Origin of the sequence: Pseudomonas sp. MH10 (assembly GCF_034353045.1) — a bacterium.
GTDB lineage: Bacteria > Pseudomonadota > Gammaproteobacteria > Pseudomonadales > Pseudomonadaceae > Aquipseudomonas.
The window spans coordinates 382023-398006 of the sequence record NZ_CP133783.1; the positions used below are offsets into that span (position 1 = coordinate 382023).

Sequence of the window (15984 nt, forward strand, 5' to 3'; positions counted from 1 at the left end):
AGAAGGAGGCATCGCATGGCGCTTCACATTGGTTTACTGGTATTTCCCAACGTGCAACAGCTGGACCTGACTGGGCCTTATGAAGTGTTCGCCTCGTTGCCTGAGGTGACCGTGCATCTGGTTTGGAAGACGCTTGCGCCGATTCGCTCCAGCACCGGACTGACCCTCACGCCCGATACTGTTTTTGAAAGCTGTCCGCCTCTGGACGTGATTTGTATTCCTGGGGGGAAGGGTGTCGATGCGTTGATGGAGGACGCCGAGACGTTGGCGTTCATTCAACGTCAGGCGCAGGGTGCGCGCTTTGTGACCTCGGTCTGCACTGGCGCATTGGTGTTGGGAGCGGCGGGTTTGTTGCGGGGCCGGCGCGCGACCACGCATTGGGCGTCACACGGATTGCTCGAAGCGCTCGGGGCGATTCCGGTGCAGGCGCGGGTGGTTCGCGATGGCAACCTGATGACAGGCGGAGGGGTCACGGCGGGGATTGATTTCGCGCTGACCTTGGCCGGGGAATTGTTCGGTGCGCTGGAAGCCCAAGCCACTCAATTGCAACTCGAATATGCGCCTGCGCCGCCGTTTAATGCAGGGCATCCCGAGACGGCGCCCGCTGAGGTACTAGCGTTGGCCGTCAAACGCGGTGCGGCGTCGCTGGCCAACCGTCAGCAGTTGATAGTGCGGGTTGCTGCCAGACTGCACAGCGCCTGAGCCTTCAGGCGCTGCCGGGCTCAAGAACACTCAATTAAAGGAAAACGCCACCGGAGGCTTCGATGCGCTGACCATTGACCCAGCCGTTGCCATCGGCCAATAGCATGGAAATCGCACCGCCAATATCGTCGGGTAAACCCACCCGGCCTAACGCGGTGCCGGAAGCGATGTGTTGATTGACCTGTGGGTTGTCACGCACCAGCCCGCCGCCGAAATCGGTGGCGATAGCGCCCGGCGCCAAGGTGTTGACCCGAATACCCCGTGGCCCCAGTTCTTGCGCCTGATAGCGGGTCAGCACTTCGATGCCGCCTTTCATCATTGCGTAGGCCGCTTTACCGATCATGGAAAAGCGGGTCAGGCCTGAGGAAATATTCACAATCCGGCCCTGATCAGCAATCAGCGGCAGCAGACGTTGGGTCAGGAAAAACGGACCTTTGAGGTGAATGTTCATCATCTGGTCGAACTGCTCTTCACTGGTCTCGGCAAAGCTGGCGTCCATGCCGGTGCCGGCGTTGTTAACCAAAAAGTCGAATGAATCCCGGGAAAAGCTGTTCTTCAGTGCATTGCTGACCGATGAGCCAAACGCGGCAAACGAACTGCTGTCGCCGACGTCCAGTTGCAGCATGACGGCGCGGCTGCCGAGGCCCTCGATTTCGCTGGCGACGGCTTGGGATTCGGCGCTGTTGCTGTGAAATGTGCCAATGATGTCGATGCCTTGGGCGGCGAGGTGCAGGGCGGTGCTTTTGCCCAGGCCGCGGCTGGCGCCGGTGATGAGTGCGATTTTACGGGTCATTGTGCGTTCCTTTTGCTGAAGGGTGATGCGGTGGACGTAGTGTATTTGTCCGCCGCTGCATGATAAACAGGGCTAGATCGGAATCACTGATCGGATAATTCGAACAATCCAAGGGCTGGCGATGAACAAACTTGAGTTATTGAAAACATTCGTCAGGGTCACCGAGCTGTCGAGTTTTACTCAAGCGGGGGAAAGCCTTGGCCTGCCGCGATCAACGGTTTCCGAACACGTGCAAGCGCTGGAAGTCTTGATGGGCACGCAGTTATTGCACCGCACCACCCGCAAAGTGCAGGTCACCCAAGACGGCTTGGTATTGTATGACCGTAGCAAAAGTTTGCTGTCGAGCATGGACGAACTCGAAGGTTTATTTCGGCAGGAGGGCGCGGTATTGGCCGGACGTTTGCGGGTGGACATGCCCAGCTCATTGGCGCGCAAATTATTTATGCCGCGGCTGCCTGAGTTCGTTGCCCGTCATCCGCAAATCGATTTGGAAATCAGCAGCACCGATCGGCGGGTTGATCTGGTGCGGGAAGGGTTTGATTGTGTGTTGAGAGTGGGTGCACAACCGGATCAATCGGTTATCGCTCGGTCGATTGGGCGGGTCACGATGATCAATTGCGCGAGCCCAAGCTATTTGCGTAGGTATGGGGTGCCGCACACCCTCGACGACTTGGCCCGGCATCGCTTGGTGCATTACGTGGGGGTCTTGGGCGCCCGCTCAGATGGATTTGAATACCTGCACAACGGCAAGGTGCGGCGAGTGCCGATGGCGGGCTGTATCACGGTCAATAACACCGAGACCTACGAATCCGCCTGCCGTGCGGGCCTTGGTCTGGTGCAGGTTCCACGGATGGGCGCGCGTGAGTTTCTGGCCAGCGGCGAATTCGTGTCGGTATTACCTGATTACGTGCCCGCGCCGATGGAGGTGTCGCTGCTCTACGCCCGGCAACAGCACGTACCGGAGCGGCTCAGGGTGTTCATGCAATGGCTGGAGGTATTGTTTCGCGAGCACGCGCAGGATGCCTGAGCGTTTATGCCTATTTTTAGGCGGCTGTCGGGATTTCGTACCAGCCCAGGAACAGGTCCAGGGTGGATTCAATCACCGAGCCCTGAACCCCTGGAACCAACGTTTCGGCGCCCAGGGTGATCTGCGGCCAAAACGCGAACGCTTTCATCAACGCGTGAATCTGAGTCGCGGCGAAACTGGGATCAACTGCTTTGAAACGGCCGTCCAGTTGCGCGGCGCGAATCCAGGCGTTGAAGCTTTCTTCGCGCTCATTTAACCGCGAGACCATGTTCTGCGCGCGCTCCGGGGAGTGAATCGTGGCGGCAATGGCCACCCGGGCCAGGTCGATGAAGTTGCTGTCAGCCAGCGTCCGCATTTTCGACTCCAGCAGGGCCTTAAGCTGATCGCGCAGAGGGAGCTCAGGGTGGTAAGTCATGTCTTGCAGCTCAGTGCTGCTGGTCCACAACTGCTGAAGGATTTCGGAAAACAATTCCTCTTTGCTTGGAAAGTGGTTGTACACCGTACGTTTGGACACCTCCGCTAACGCGGCGATTTTGTCCATGCTGGTGACTTCAAACCCATTGACGCGAAATTCGGCAATGGCCGCCTGAACAATGGCTTCGCGTTTTCGGTCGGTCAGGCGTAGGGGCGCTTTCATAAAAATTCGCTTCAGACGGGCGGATTGAAAAAATTACACTTGGTAGTTTACTTGTCACCAGAGATGTCGCAAGCTTAAAACTACACTGTGTAGTGTAGTTCTGCACCTGAAACGTTCTACCGGTCATCCTCGTTCATCAAGATCCAGGAACCTCATCCTGCTCCTTGGAGTCAGCTTTTCATGACTAATACATTGCATTCCGCTAAAGCCGCCGCTCCGGTGATGGATTCTTTGCAGCAAGAAGGGCGCTACCGCAATCACGCACCGACGCACCGACTGGGGTTTCTAAAAACCTTGCGCGTGTTCTGGATGGCGTTCTTCGGCAAGCCCGCACACACCCGTCCAGCAGGCGACATCCCGGTGCAGCCGCTGTCCCGTCAGCAGTTGCTCGCGGCGCCCAATAACAGCGTATTCCGCTTGGGGCACTCGACCATATTGCTCAAACTGCGCGATCAATTTTGGTTGACCGACCCGGTGTTTGCCGAGCGCGCCTCTCCGGTGCAATGGGCCGGGCCGCAGCGATTCCATCAGCCGCCCATCAGCCTCGAGGAACTGCCGCCGATCAAAGCCGTGATTCTTTCGCACAACCATTACGACCACCTCGATCACATGGCGATCAAGGCGTTGATCCACAAGACCGAACATTTTCTGGCGCCCACTGGGGTGGGGGACACCTTGATCGAATGGGGCGTGCCGGCAGAAAAAGTACGGCAGCTGGACTGGTGGCAGTCCACTGAAATTGGCGGTTTAACCTTTGTCGCTACACCGTCGCAGCACTTTTCCGGGCGTACGTTACTCGACGGCAACAAGACGCTGTGGGCGTCGTGGGTGATGATTGATAACGGTCAGAAAATTTTCTTCAGTGGCGACAGCGGGTATTTCAAAGGTTTCAAACAGATCGGTGACCGCTTTGGGCCGTTCGACCTGACGCTGATGGAAACCGGCGCGTACAACGTCGATTGGCCTGACGTGCACATGCAGCCCGAGCATACCCTGCAAGCACACATCGACCTGCGCGGCCGCTGGCTATTGCCGATCCATAACGGCACCTTCGACTTGGCCATGCATGCCTGGCACGAACCTTTCGATCGTATTCTCGCACTGGCTTGGGAAAAGAATATCGCTATCAGCACGCCGCAGATGGGCCAACCGTTCTACCTGGACTACCCCACCCGCGGGCATGCCTGGTGGTTAGGGGTTAAAGGGGTGGTTGAGACAAGTGCGGGCGATGGTGAGGCTCACGGGGTTCGAGGGCTGTAGGGGATGTTTTTGTGTGGGTCGAGGTTGCAGCGTGTCAGGACGGAAGCCTTCCCGAATAAATTCGGTCCCACAGTTTTGGTGCTGCACAGATTCTGTAAGAGCTGCCGAAGGCTGCGATAAGGTCCGAAGGACCTTCGCCAACAAGTTGGCTCCTACAGATAGTTGCCCGCCCATCAATCTCCTGCGAATTGAGTATCAAATTGCGGAAAGCGAAACCATAAGTTCAGCAACCACAAAGGCCGGATATACACCCTCACGCCATCCCATTCCGGCCATAGGTCATGAACGCCGGCCGTTGACTCAAACGTTCGTAATACGCACGAACCGCCGGAAATTCCGCGTGTTGCAATGGGGTTTCGTACCAGCGATTCACCGACAACCCCAACGGAATGTCGGCCAGGGAAAATTGCTCGCCCGTGATGTAACCCCCCGTGGCTTCCAGCGCCTGATTGAGAATTGCGATCTGCCTGGCCCAATCGCGGCAGGATTCGGCGATGGCGTTTGGATCTTGAAACGTCGGCATATTTCGCACCAAACCCGCATTATTACGAACGATCCTTGGGATCGGGTGGGGTGGTGGGGCGCGGTTTTTCGCCCTCTTGGTTGAGTTTTTTATTGCGCTCGCCCACATCACCGACTTCTTTAGGCGTTTGAGCAGCGTCACTGCGTGTGGTGTTTTGAGTCATGGTGAATGTCTCCTCGATTAATCACTGGCTGATGGAGCGAATCAACCGCCGAGCTTCGTCTACCGCCAGCGGCTGCTTCATTCGTTCTGCAAACAACGCCATCGCCCGTTGGTATTGGCAGGCGACGATGGCGGCGACTATGCCGTTTTGACTCAACAGGGCAATGAAGTTGTAGTGTTCTGGCGAGCCTTCAAAAACGATGTTGTCCCAGGTTTCAGCGTGGCCCAGGTAATCAAAGCGTTTGCCAAAGTGGTAGGTCCAGAAGAACGGCACGTCAGCGTATTGTTCATGCGCCCCGAGCATGTTGTGCGCTGCGACCCGGGCCTGTTGTTGGGCCAGCCGCCAATGTTCGATGCGATGCGGTTTGCCCAACAACGGAAAGGTAACGATGTCGCCCGCCGCCCATAAGCCCTCGGCAACCTGCATGCCCGCGTCTACCCGCAATGAGCCGTCGTGCTCGCGGTTGACGCCCTCGACCCATTCGATTGCCGGGCTGACACCGATGCCAATCAACGCTAATTCAGCGTCAAGCCGCTCGCCGGTATTCAGCACCACCGTCTCAAGATTCCCGGTGCCTTCAAAACGCGCCACATCAACATGGCTGCGAAACAGCACGCCGTTTTGCTCGTGCAGGTGACGAATAGCGCGGCCGATGCGGTCGCCAAACTGCGCAATGAACGGCGCTTCATGGCGCGCCAGCACCGTCACCGACATTCCGCGTTTGCGCAACGCCGAGGCGGCTTCGAGCCCTATAAAGCTGTCGCCGATAATCACCGCTTGAGCGGAGGGCGGCGCCGCTTGCAGAATCCACTCGGCGTCTTGCCGGGTGCGCAGCAACAACACTTCTGGCAAATCGGCGCCGGGCACGTCCAGCGAATGGGGTTTTCCGCCGGTGACCAGTAGCGCCGCGTGGTACTCGATAGGCTGCTCGTCAGCCTCGTTGACACGCACGGTCAGGCGTTTGGCTGAAACTTCCAGCCGCGTGACCTCGCCGTGAATTCGCTCGATACGCTGCTGGCGGTAAAACGCTTCATCGCGCAGTGGAGGGATTTTGTCCGGTTTCATGTCGCCGGCGATGACAAATTTGCTCAGCGCGGTACGGTCGTAACCGGGCTGGAACTCACGGTCGATCAACAGTAGACGACCCCCAAAGCCTTTAGCCCGTAACGCGGCAGCGGCTGCAGTTCCGGCAGCTCCGGCACCGATGATCGCAAAGCAACGCTCATCGTTCACCACGGCAGCGGACGTGGGCAGGGGCCGGTCGTCTATTCGCACTTCGCCGTCCACGACGTACGCCGGGTAGCGCAACAGGTTATCCAGCGCGGGCGGTTCGCACAACGTGCCGTCCTCAATCGAAAACGCGCCTTTATGCCACGGGCAAATCAGCCTGCCGTTGCACACCGCGCCATCAGCGAGCGGCGCGCCAGCGTGGGGGCAGCTCGCTTGATAAGCACGGACTTGGTTGCCCATCCTCAGCAACAGAAATGTTTGCTCGCCAATTTCAACCTGGGTGCCCCGGTCATGACGCAGGTCGGCGAAACGGGCGACTGGATGTATGGCCATGGACGTTCTCCAGACAGGCTATTTCCCTTATGAGTCAGCGTGTTTAGTGAGGTTCAGTGCAAATGAGCGCTGCCGGCCTGCAACTTGGCTACGTTCGTCGGAGAAGTGCCACATTCGTTTGGAGGGAAGCCAAGGCGTACATGATCTCAAGGGGTTTTAGGGGCAGGTATTCACGGATTTCCCCTAAAGATGCATTGAGCTCAGTCGATAGCTCGTTAGCTGTCGTACGACATCCTAGGTCAGCGTCCTACCTCCCAAAAACAAAGAGTCTACGGTCATGAACCTTCGCAATTTGACCATCGCCCGCCGCGCGGGCCTTGGTTTCGCTTTGATTTCCCTGCTGGTTGCGCTGCTTGGTTGGTTTGCGTTGATGCAAATGTCGACGATTCGTCAGAGTGAAGTCGCGGTTGAAAGCAAATGGATGCCGAGCATCCGGGTGGTGAATGACATCCGTGAATTGATGCTGCGCATTCGGACTATTTCTCTGCGCATGGCGTTAGACCCTGACCCTGGTCACCTCAGCGAATACCGCAGCCAAATGGACGTGCGCAATCAGGACCTGGCGAAAAAACTCGACACCTTCGCGGCCTTCGTCAGCGCTCCGCAAGAGCGGCAACTGACGGATCAATTCAAGCTGACGTTGGCCGATTATCAGCGCGGCATTGCTCAGTCTTTTGCCCTGGCCCAACAAAATAATCCGCCGGCGCTGATCAAGTTGCTGTTGGTCGACATGAAGCAAATCGTCGATGGCTCCGGCAAACAGCTCAGCGACTTGAGTGACTTCTACGCTAAACAGGTCGATCTGGAAGGCGTTAACGCTCAGGCGCAATACAGCCATTCAAGCAACGTAGTGCTGATTTTTGTGGTTGGCGTTGCGTTGGGCACGATTGTATTGGCTTGGTTGCTGACCCGCAGCATCGTCGGGCCGCTGGAAGAGGCGGTTATCGCCGCCGAGCACGTGGCCAAGGGCGACCTGACCCAGCGCATTCGCATCGTCGGTAAAGACGAGGTAACCCGGTTATTGCAGGCGCTGGAGCAGATGCAAAGCAATTTACGCACGACGCTGCGTCAGATCGGCAATTCAGCCACGCAGTTGGCGTCGGCCTCCACTGAACTGAACTCAGTGACCGAGAACAGCAACCGTGGCCTACAGCAGCAAAATGCTGAAATCGAACAGGCGGCGACGGCGGTCAACCAGATGACCTCAGCGGTTGAAGAGGTGGCGCGCAACGCCGTGTCGACCTCCGAAGCCTCCACCCAGTCCAACAACTCGGCCATGGCCGGGCAAGCGCGGGTCCTCGACACGGTGCAGGCCATCGAAGCCCTGGCCAGCAACGTAGAAAACACCTCGACGCTGGTGCAGAACCTGGCCGATCAATCCCAGGACATCGGCAAAGTCCTCGACGTCATCCGCTCGATTGCCGACCAGACCAACTTGCTGGCCTTGAATGCGGCCATTGAAGCAGCGCGGGCGGGTGAATCGGGTCGTGGTTTCGCGGTGGTGGCCGATGAAGTGCGGGCCTTGGCGCACCGCACCCAGCAATCAACCCTTGAGATCGACAAAATGGTCACCGCCATGCGCAGCGGTTCGGCGCAGGCGTTGGAGTCGATGCACACCAGCCGCGAGCGGGCCGGGTCAACCTTGCAACTGGCAAAAGGCGCGGGGGAATCGCTGACTGACATCACCCACTCCATCAACCAGATCTCCGAGCGAAATATGGTGATCGCCAGTGCCGCCGAAGAGCAGGCGCAAGTGGCTCGGGAAGTGGACCGCAACATCGTCAATATTCGCGACCTGTCGATGCAGTCCGCTACGGGTGCACATCAGATCAGCGTTGCCGGTAACGAGCTGTCGCGTTTGGCTGCCGAACTGAATCAAGTGGTAACACGCTTCCACGTCTGACCGGTGACGCTGGGTGACATTCCTGTGCTTGCACCCGGCAAGCCTCAGCACGCATGATCTGGCCTTTGCTGACGGCGTCACGGTCAGCGGCCGAATCGGTTTGTCACGGAGGCTCTGTCGTCGATGGAAGAGGTAAATCACGGTTTTAGCAGTTGGTTGCAGGCCCCGGGGCATGCGGCGTGGTTGGCGCAGGAAGGCATTCGATTGTTGGCGTTCGCCAAGGCCGCAAAATTACCCCAAGGCTTCGGCAATCTGGACGATGAAGGGCATCTGCCCGAGCACGCTCGAGCTGAAACCATGAACACTGCGCGCATGACCCACAGTTTTGCCTTGGCGCACATCGCCGGTATTCCGGGCTGTTCGGCGCTGATCGATCATGGGATTGCGGCGCTCCGTGGTCCGTTACGCGACGCCGAGCATGGCGGCTGGTTTGCCACGGCGCTGGCGCAAGGCACTGACGACGGGAAAGCTGCCTACCTGCATGCCTTCGTCGCACTGGCAGCCAGTTCAGCGGTTGTTGCCGACCGACCCGGTGCAAGCGAGTTATTGGCGGACGCCATCGACGTTCTGGAAACCCATTTCTGGAGCGCCGAAGAAGGCGCGTTGCGCGAATCCTTCGCCCGGGACTGGAGTCATGAGGAAGCCTATCGCGGCGCCAACAGCAACATGCACGGCACCGAAGCCTTTCTGGCACTGGCGGATGTCACCGGCGACAGCAAATGGCTGGACCGCGCGCTGAGCATTGTCGAGCGGGTGATTCATACCCATGCCGCCACCAATGGCTTTCAGGTGGTGGAGCATTTCAGCCTGGATTGGCAGGCCTTGCCGGACTACAACCAAGACAATCCTGCGGACGGCTTTCGACCTTTTGGCACCACGCCGGGCCATGCCTTCGAATGGTCGCGGTTGCTGCTGCACCTCGAAGCGGCACGCCGCCAGGCGCAACTGCCCACACCGGATTGGTTACTGGAAGACGCCACATTATTGTTCGACGGCGCCTGTCGGTATGGCTGGAACGTCGATAACGCCCCTGGAATTGTCTACACGCTGGACTGGCAAAACCGTCCGGTGGTCGGTCACCGTCTGCACTGGACCCACGCCGAAGCCTGCGCGTCGTCAGCGGCGTTGTTGCAACGCACCGGCGAAAAGCAGTACGAGGACTGGTATCGGTTGTTTTGGGAATTCAACGAAACCTACTTCATCGACCGCATTCACGGCAGCTGGCGTCACGAGCTAAACCCACAAAACCAGCCCAGCGCCGATATCTGGCCCGGCAAACCGGACCTGTATCACGCCTACCAAGCGACGCTGTTGCCGTTGTTGCCGTTGGCGCCGAGTTTGGCCACGGGGCTTGCTCGGTTGGGGTGAGACCTGAGATCGACGGCCGCGCTGTCGCACAGCAAACAACTGTAGGCGCGCGCTTGCCCGCGATCGGCTGCGCAGCAGTCGTAAATCAGGCAACTCGGTTGTTTCAGTGAAATCGAATCAGCCCGTTGGGACCGCTTCGCGATCCATCGCAGCCTTCGGCAGCTCCTACAGAAATCTGTGCAGCGCCAAAAACCGTGGGACCGAATTTATTCGGGAAGGCTTCAGTCCTGACACGCTGCAACCTCAAACCACACAAAGTGCCAACCAGTTTGCTGCGCGACAGCGCAGCGTCGAAGACGTGGCGGACCCTCCTACAGAACATCCGCCAGTGCTCACTCAATCGCCAATTCAACCCACGTCGGCGCATGGTCGCTGGCGTGGGGCTGGTCGCGGGGCCAGCGGTCGACGCCAGCGTTTTTCAAGCGGGGCGCAAGTTCGGCGTTGAGCAGCAGATGGTCGATGCGCAGGCCAGAGTTGGTCTCCCAGTGCTTGCGAAAGTAATCCCAGAAGGTATAGATCCGCTCATCCGGGTATCGGGCGCGCAAAGCGTCGGTCCAGCCCTGAGCCAGCAGGCGCTGAAAACATTCGCGGCTTTCGGGCTGCAGCAGCGCGTCTTTCAGCCATGAACGGGTGTTGTAAATATCTTCGTCGGTGGGAATCACGTTGTAATCACCGGCCAGCACTACCGGGTGGCCGCTGTCATACAAGCCCGCAGCGTGCTCGATCAACTTTTCAAACCATGTCAGTTTGTACTCGAATTTCGGCCCCGGCTGCGGATTGCCGTTGGGCAGATACAAACAACCCACGATGACCCCATGCACGGTGGCTTCCAGATACCGCCTGTGGGTGTCTTTTTCATTGCCCGGCAACCCGCGACGAATCTCCAGCGGGTCCATACCTTTGGCCAGGATCGCCACGCCATTCCACGATGATTGCCCGTGCCAAATCGCCCCGTAACCCGCTTCACGAATGTCATCAATGGGGAAGGCCAAATCGGTCGCCTTCAGTTCCTGCAAACACACCACGTCTGGTGCTTCACGCGCCAGCCACGCCAATAGAATGGGCAGCCGTGCGCGAATGCCGTTGATATTAAACGTAGCAATCTTGAGCAGATTCATTGGCGGCGTCTCAGTGGGCGGATCTCAGTGATTTGAGGGGCACCGCCGCGAGAGATTCAATGTGTCACGCTGACCGCGGCGGTCTTTTTTTCCGTCAGCCGAATGATCTGCCGGGCAAAGAAGCCGCCGCTGACGATAACCCCAAACAGCCGCAAGGTTTGCATCGCCAGCACAAAACCAACGTCCGAGTGGGTGTCCATGGCGATGATCGCCATAGAGTCCAGACCACCGGGGCTGGTGGCGAGGTAAACCGAGAGAAAGTCTTTGTTCATCCATTCGGCAAGCAGCCAGGCCGACAGCGAACACAGCAGGATCAACAGCAGCGAGCCGAGAATCATCGCGGGTAAACGTCGCCACACATACAGCACGGCGGGCCGGTCAAACCGCAGGCCGATGTAGCAACCAATGGCGCCGTAAGCAAAGGCGAGCAACCAATGCGGCAAGTTGATTTGCAGCAATCCGCTGAGCTGCAGCGCGCTGCCGATCAACAGCGGCAGCAGCAGCGCCCCCGCCGGGATTCTGGAACTCAGCCCGACACCGACCACAATCGCCAGCACGCTAAGGGCAATACTGAGCCAGTCGGAACCGAGGGAGACCGCCGCGCTGACCTGTGCCACTGCGACGCCAGTGTCTGCACCGATCAAGTGGCTGACCAATGCGCCCAGCATCACCACGCACACCACTCGCACGTACTGCATGGTCGCGACCACCCGGGAATCAGCGCCGGACTCTTCGGACATGGCGACCATCGCCGACGCCGCGCCGGGCGATGTACCCCAGGCTGCGGTGCTACCGTCGAAGCCTGCATAACGCACCAAAACCAAACCGACGACGCTACTCAGCAGAATCGTTAGCACCGTGGCAAATAGCATGAAGTGCCACGAGTGAGCGACGGTCGCCAGTACCGAAACGGTCATGGCATGCGCCACCAGCATGCCCACGAAGCCTTGGCCTATGCGAAATGCCTGCTTATGAAGACGGATGGACGCGCCACAAACACCGAACGCGATGGCAACCAGCATGGGCCCGAGAAATAGCGCGGCGGGGATATTCCAATATTTGAGGAGTTGGCCAGAAGCGCCAGCCAGTGCGATCAAACCAAGCCACTGAACGTAAATCGGTTGGGTATGCAGCGAAAAATCTGACACGCGAGACACAGAGTTTCTCCAGAGCATCGGTTTTCCTCGTGGAATATTTACCAACGCAGCGCATGCAGTATCGACAGCTCAACCGATCAAGTCTATTTTCTAATAGTCATGAATCGATAACTTTGGTTGATCAATATGGACCTGCGAGACCTCACGTATTTTGAAACCATTGCCGAGTTGGGGCACTTGGGACGCGCGGCGCAGAAGCTCAACCGCAGCCAACCGGCACTGACCAAAAGCATTCAGCGATTGGAAGAATCGTTCGGCACCAAACTGTTCCAGCGCGATGGTCGACGGATCAAGCTGACGCCGGTGGGGGAGTTGCTCCAGGCGCGGGGCAAACAGTTGCAACAAAGCATCGCCGAGACCCAACGCGAAGTGCGCGATTTCGCCAGCGGCGTTGTAGGTAACATTCGCCTGGGTTGCGCGGCGACCATGGCCGAATACCTGCTGCCTGAACTGACGGCGACGCTGTTGCAGCGTGCTCCGGACATCACGCTGAAACTGGTGATTGGCCAAGATGACTTGTTAAGTGACCTCCTTCGCTCCGGGCAACTGGACATGATCATTTGTCCGTTGATCACCCGCGACGAACAATTCGTCAGTTTTCCGGTATTGGAAGATGAAGCAGTAGTAGTGGCCAGTCACAACCATCCGATTTTCGCGACCCAGATTCAGATGAGCGATTTGTGCAATTACCGATGGATATTGCCGCCTATTAGCGTGTCGTCACGGCAGTGGGTGGACGCGGCGTTTCGCGCTAATCAACTGCCGGTGCCGTCGGTCCAGGTTGAAACTAATTCGATTTCGCTGCTGCCACGGCTGATCGCTCAAACCAATCTGTTGAGTTTCATCGCACGGGAGACGCTGGAATTCGGTGCGGGCATGAAGCATTTACGCGAAGTACCGCTGGCGCAAACCACGATGAAACGCACCATTGGCCTGACATTGCGCCTTGGCGGCTATTTGTCACCGGCGGCGCACTCCATGGTTCAGATGCTGCGCGACAGCAATGGGCACTTTTTTAACGCCGACTGATGGGGTTAACCTGTAGTCAAACCTCTGTGAGCCAGGGAGACACACCTGATGAATACAAACACCTACTTGAGCACGCACACTCAGGCGTTACCTTTTATATTTGGCGGCGATCAATCGCCGCTCAACGATTCCGACGCCGATGAAGACGACACTTATGGCGGCTACGGCGGTGACGTCGATATCGATCTGGAAGACCTGAGGCTTGAAGAGTTCAGCGACTCAGACAAACTCGACTCCACCCATGGCGGCGACGTCGGGTCTTCTTCACTGAGCTGAAGCCATGGGTCTTGACACCCTTCGGCAGCGCCTACAAGCCCGGCGCTTGCGCGGCTGCTCCCACAGGATTTTCGGCTGTTTGCGTTCGTCTGCGTCAATGAGGTCCCAGATATTACAAGGATTGGGCGCCACCCTCAGCAGCCAAATACCGCGCCATTTCAACCACCGCTTCTTCGGCCGTTGCACTTGCGCCTGCCCAGCTACAGGCCAGCATCAAATTACGCGGCAGGCCGAAGTCTTCCACCATGAGCCCATTCGCATCAAACCCTTCTTGATCATGACTCACCAATTCGCGCAGCGAACCGATTGGGTCGAAATAAGCCCACACTGGTTTGCCCAACGCCACCGCCATGCCGACTTCGAACACCGTGCCAGAGTCCGGTTCCAGGCCACGAAACACATTCAAATTAGCCAACACCCCGGTGCAGCGCCGGAGCATGACGATGTTCATTGCGCAGATCTGTTGCGCCGTCGCTTCTGGCGTTCGATCTTCGGTGACGTCGTTGTCGAACGGATACAAACCTTCAAGCCCATGGTCCGCGCACAGCGCCTTGAGGTAGCGGCCGTGCTCAATGGCGTCCGGCCGAAAAACGTCGAAACCTGCCAAATAAACCTGCGGTGCAGAGAATTTTTTCATAGTAAGTTCCCTTGGTTTTTGCCATGCGTCGATTCTAGCTTGCCTGTGTGAACCTGCGCTGGTATCTGTACGGATAACCAGTGCTCATCAATGTGCCATCAGCTTATGTGAATAAAATCTGTGAACAGCAGTCCCCTCGACAACCCGTTTTATTACCTCGTTAATTTCCAGCATGTGCTGGAGTGGATTGCCGAGCGTTATACCGATGTGCTCGACCGCACTGAGCGTCAGTTCATCAATGACTTTATTGACCTGCCCCAGACCGCTCAAGGCCTGCTGGTACGTATGGTCATGCGCAAGGGCACGTTGTTTCGCGCCAGCAAATTGAGCTACGCGGAAATAGGCGATCCGGCATCAGCGGTCCAACCGTTGCTGAAAAAAGGCTGGGTGGACCCACGACCAGCAATCAGCCTGGACGAGCTATTCGGGCTGCTGCGAAAGGCCGAGGTCGTTACGTGTTTCACATCCCATGGAATTAAAATCGCGGATAAAAAGACCGCGATGTTTGAACGGTTGCACGCGCTTTACCCCGAGCCGCAGCCCATCGATCAGTGGCACCGTGGATTCGATGAACCGGTGTATGGCCTTACCGTCATGGCTCTTTGCGAGCGGTTGCGGCTGCTGTATTTCGGCAACCTGCATCAAGAATGGTCCGAGTTTGTGCTCGCAGATTTGGGCGTCTACCGCTACGAAAAGGTCGAATTTACTGCCGAGTCTCGCGGTATCAATGAGCGCGCGGACATCGACACCTGTTTGCAGCTGCACCGTTGTCGGCAAGCGTTGGAGCTGCCAAACACGCTCCAAGCACTGACGGCATTGGCGCAGCAAGCGCTTGTGGTCGAGAGTCGCAGTCCGTGGCTGAACATGCGTCGAGCCAAGCTGCTGTTTCAGATCGGTCAACAGGCTGAACGGTTGCAGGAGTGGTCTTTAGCGCTGGCGGTGTATGAGCAGGGCGAGTACCCCGGTGCGCGCTTGCGGCGGATTCGGGTGTTGGAGCGCAGCGCTGACTACTCAGCGGCCATGGTCTTGCTCGAAAGTGCGCAAACGGCGCCTGAAAATGCCGCCGAAGCCCAAGGCTTGCTGCGCATCTTGCCGCGTCTGCAACGCAAGCTGGGTTTGCCGGCCGAGCGTCGGCGCAGTGCCAACGTCCTCAGTCGCCTCGATATAACAGTTTCCCAAGCCCTGGACCTGAGCGTGGAGCAGATGATTCAGCGGCATTTGGCCGATGACGTCGGACCGGTTTACTACGTCGAAAATACGCTGATCAACTCACTGTTCGGTTTGCTCTGTTGGCCGGCGATTTTTGCGCCGCTGCCGGGGGCTTTTTTTCACCCATTTCACAGCGCCCCCAGCGACCTTTACAGCCCGGACTTCTATCAGCGTCGAGCGGCTTTATTTGATGATTGTCTGCAACAGCTGGATTCCCAGGCGTACCAAACCACTGTTCGCCAGCACTTTAAAACCAAACAAGGCCTGCAATCGCCGTTTGTCTTTTGGGGCACATTGACCGAGGAGTTATTGGAGCATGCGCTGCACTGCTTGCCCGCCGATCACCTGCGCCACTGGTTTCGCCGGCTGCTGCTGGACATCAAGGCCAATCGCAGCGGCATGCCCGACCTGATCCAGTTTTACCCAGCCGAGCAGCGCTATCGAATGATCGAAGTCAAAGGCCCCGGCGACCGTCTACAGGACAACCAATTGCGCTGGCTGGATTTTTGCGCCGAGCACGGCATGCCAGTGGTGGTGTGTTCCGTGCAGTGGTCGGCGGAGCTGCCAGTCATTTGCCCAGCGGCGTGAATCCGGCCAAGGTCAGTAGGCCAATCTCGAC

General features: G+C 57.9%; 14 protein-coding genes and 3 pseudogenes. 9 read left to right on the top strand and 8 right to left on the bottom strand.

The window, feature by feature from the left end:
• Positions 1–15 precede the first annotated feature (15 nt).
• A complete protein-coding gene (locus RHM59_RS01720) occupies positions 16–702 on the top strand; it encodes a DJ-1/PfpI family protein (protein WP_322285803.1) in 687 nt (228 codons plus the stop codon).
• A gap of 34 nt (positions 703–736) precedes the next feature.
• Here RHM59_RS01720 and RHM59_RS01725 read toward each other — a convergent pair whose 3' ends face one another.
• Entirely contained in the window at positions 737–1495 is a 759-nt protein-coding gene (locus RHM59_RS01725; protein ID WP_322164980.1) for an SDR family NAD(P)-dependent oxidoreductase, read from the bottom strand.
• Between the two features lie 121 nt (positions 1496–1616).
• Here RHM59_RS01725 and RHM59_RS01730 point away from each other — a divergent pair, with 121 nt between their 5' ends.
• Positions 1617–2522, top strand: a complete 906-nt coding sequence (locus RHM59_RS01730; RefSeq protein ID WP_322285804.1) for a LysR family transcriptional regulator — start codon at positions 1617–1619, stop codon at positions 2520–2522.
• 16 nt (positions 2523–2538) lie between these two features.
• Here the strand turns inward: RHM59_RS01730 and RHM59_RS01735 are convergent, their stop codons facing one another.
• On the bottom strand, positions 2539–3159 hold the full coding sequence (locus tag RHM59_RS01735; protein ID WP_322164978.1) for a TetR/AcrR family transcriptional regulator: 621 nt from the start codon (positions 3157–3159) through the stop codon (positions 2539–2541).
• Positions 3160–3339: 180 nt separating this feature from the next.
• Between RHM59_RS01735 and RHM59_RS01740 the strand changes: the two genes are divergently transcribed.
• Positions 3340–4419, top strand: coding sequence for an MBL fold metallo-hydrolase (locus tag RHM59_RS01740; RefSeq protein ID WP_322164977.1), 1080 nt, complete (start codon positions 3340–3342; stop codon positions 4417–4419).
• 253 nt (positions 4420–4672) lie between these two features.
• On the opposite strand, the pseudogene RHM59_RS01745 reads toward RHM59_RS01740, so the two are convergent.
• The 3 genes and pseudogenes from RHM59_RS01745 to RHM59_RS01755 form a co-directional block, all read right to left on the bottom strand.
• Positions 4673–4954: pseudogene (locus RHM59_RS01745) on the bottom strand (glutathione binding-like protein); the annotation flags it as partial.
• A 10-nt stretch (positions 4955–4964) separates the two neighbouring features.
• A complete protein-coding gene (locus RHM59_RS01750) occupies positions 4965–5105 on the bottom strand; it encodes a hypothetical protein (protein ID WP_322285805.1) in 141 nt (46 codons plus the stop codon).
• A gap of 21 nt (positions 5106–5126) precedes the next feature.
• The gene (locus RHM59_RS01755) at positions 5127–6668 is read right to left on the bottom strand and encodes an FAD-dependent oxidoreductase (protein WP_322285806.1); all 1542 of its coding nucleotides are present in this window, start codon (positions 6666–6668) and stop codon (positions 5127–5129) included.
• 277 nt (positions 6669–6945) lie between these two features.
• On the opposite strand from RHM59_RS01755, the pseudogene RHM59_RS25295 reads away from it, so the two are divergent.
• From RHM59_RS25295 to RHM59_RS01765, 3 genes and pseudogenes are all read left to right on the top strand, one after another.
• Positions 6946–7665 (top strand): annotated as a pseudogene (locus RHM59_RS25295) (MCP four helix bundle domain-containing protein); the annotation flags it as partial.
• A gap of 306 nt (positions 7666–7971) precedes the next feature.
• Positions 7972–8571, top strand: a pseudogene (locus tag RHM59_RS25300) (methyl-accepting chemotaxis protein); the annotation flags it as partial.
• 123 nt (positions 8572–8694) lie between these two features.
• Positions 8695–9939, top strand: a complete 1245-nt coding sequence (locus RHM59_RS01765) for an AGE family epimerase/isomerase (RefSeq protein ID WP_322164973.1) — start codon at positions 8695–8697, stop codon at positions 9937–9939.
• A gap of 332 nt (positions 9940–10271) precedes the next feature.
• On the opposite strand, the gene RHM59_RS01770 is transcribed toward RHM59_RS01765, so the two are convergent.
• Together RHM59_RS01770 and RHM59_RS01775 are read right to left on the bottom strand one after the other, a co-directional pair.
• Positions 10272–11057 carry an exodeoxyribonuclease III gene (locus tag RHM59_RS01770; RefSeq protein ID WP_322285808.1) on the bottom strand — a complete coding sequence of 262 codons (786 nt, stop codon included), beginning with the start codon at positions 11055–11057 and terminating at the stop codon, positions 10272–10274.
• A gap of 56 nt (positions 11058–11113) precedes the next feature.
• The gene (locus RHM59_RS01775; RefSeq protein ID WP_322285809.1) at positions 11114–12214 is read right to left on the bottom strand and encodes an AbrB family transcriptional regulator; all 1101 of its coding nucleotides are present in this window, start codon (positions 12212–12214) and stop codon (positions 11114–11116) included.
• 126 nt (positions 12215–12340) lie between these two features.
• On the opposite strand from RHM59_RS01775, the gene RHM59_RS01780 reads away from it, so the two are divergent.
• Positions 12341–13243, top strand: coding sequence for a LysR family transcriptional regulator (locus RHM59_RS01780; protein ID WP_322285810.1), 903 nt, complete (start codon positions 12341–12343; stop codon positions 13241–13243).
• A gap of 48 nt (positions 13244–13291) precedes the next feature.
• Positions 13292–13519, top strand: coding sequence for a hypothetical protein (locus tag RHM59_RS01785; protein WP_322285811.1), 228 nt, complete (start codon positions 13292–13294; stop codon positions 13517–13519).
• Positions 13520–13631: 112 nt separating this feature from the next.
• Here RHM59_RS01785 and RHM59_RS01790 read toward each other — a convergent pair whose 3' ends face one another.
• On the bottom strand, positions 13632–14156 hold the full coding sequence (locus tag RHM59_RS01790) for a nucleoside 2-deoxyribosyltransferase (protein ID WP_322285812.1): 525 nt from the start codon (positions 14154–14156) through the stop codon (positions 13632–13634).
• 120 nt (positions 14157–14276) lie between these two features.
• Here RHM59_RS01790 and RHM59_RS01795 point away from each other — a divergent pair, with 120 nt between their 5' ends.
• Positions 14277–15953, top strand: coding sequence for a VRR-NUC domain-containing protein (locus RHM59_RS01795; protein ID WP_322285813.1), 1677 nt, complete (start codon positions 14277–14279; stop codon positions 15951–15953).
• Positions 15954–15984 lie beyond the last annotated feature (31 nt).

Bases quoted from the DNA above. Each gene is read 5' to 3' on its own strand.
- RHM59_RS01765 (WP_322164973.1), top strand. From the start codon at position 8,695: ATGGAAGAGGTAAATCACGGTTTTAGCAGTTGGTTGCAGGCCCCGGGG.
- RHM59_RS01780 (WP_322285810.1), top strand. From the start codon at position 12,341: ATGGACCTGCGAGACCTCACGTATTTTGAAACCATTGCCGAGTTGGGG.
- RHM59_RS01725 (WP_322164980.1), bottom strand. From the start codon at position 1,495: ATGACCCGTAAAATCGCACTCATCACCGGCGCCAGCCGCGGCCTGGGC.
- RHM59_RS01770 (WP_322285808.1), bottom strand. From the start codon at position 11,057: ATGAATCTGCTCAAGATTGCTACGTTTAATATCAACGGCATTCGCGCA.
- RHM59_RS01755 (WP_322285806.1), bottom strand. From the start codon at position 6,668: ATGGCCATACATCCAGTCGCCCGTTTCGCCGACCTGCGTCATGACCGG.
- RHM59_RS01750 (WP_322285805.1), bottom strand. From the start codon at position 5,105: ATGACTCAAAACACCACACGCAGTGACGCTGCTCAAACGCCTAAAGAA.
- RHM59_RS01790 (WP_322285812.1), bottom strand. From the start codon at position 14,156: ATGAAAAAATTCTCTGCACCGCAGGTTTATTTGGCAGGTTTCGACGTT.
- RHM59_RS01730 (WP_322285804.1), top strand. From the start codon at position 1,617: ATGAACAAACTTGAGTTATTGAAAACATTCGTCAGGGTCACCGAGCTG.
- RHM59_RS01735 (WP_322164978.1), bottom strand. From the start codon at position 3,159: ATGAAAGCGCCCCTACGCCTGACCGACCGAAAACGCGAAGCCATTGTT.
- RHM59_RS01720 (WP_322285803.1), top strand. From the start codon at position 16: ATGGCGCTTCACATTGGTTTACTGGTATTTCCCAACGTGCAACAGCTG.
- RHM59_RS01740 (WP_322164977.1), top strand. From the start codon at position 3,340: ATGACTAATACATTGCATTCCGCTAAAGCCGCCGCTCCGGTGATGGAT.
- RHM59_RS01785 (WP_322285811.1), top strand. From the start codon at position 13,292: ATGAATACAAACACCTACTTGAGCACGCACACTCAGGCGTTACCTTTT.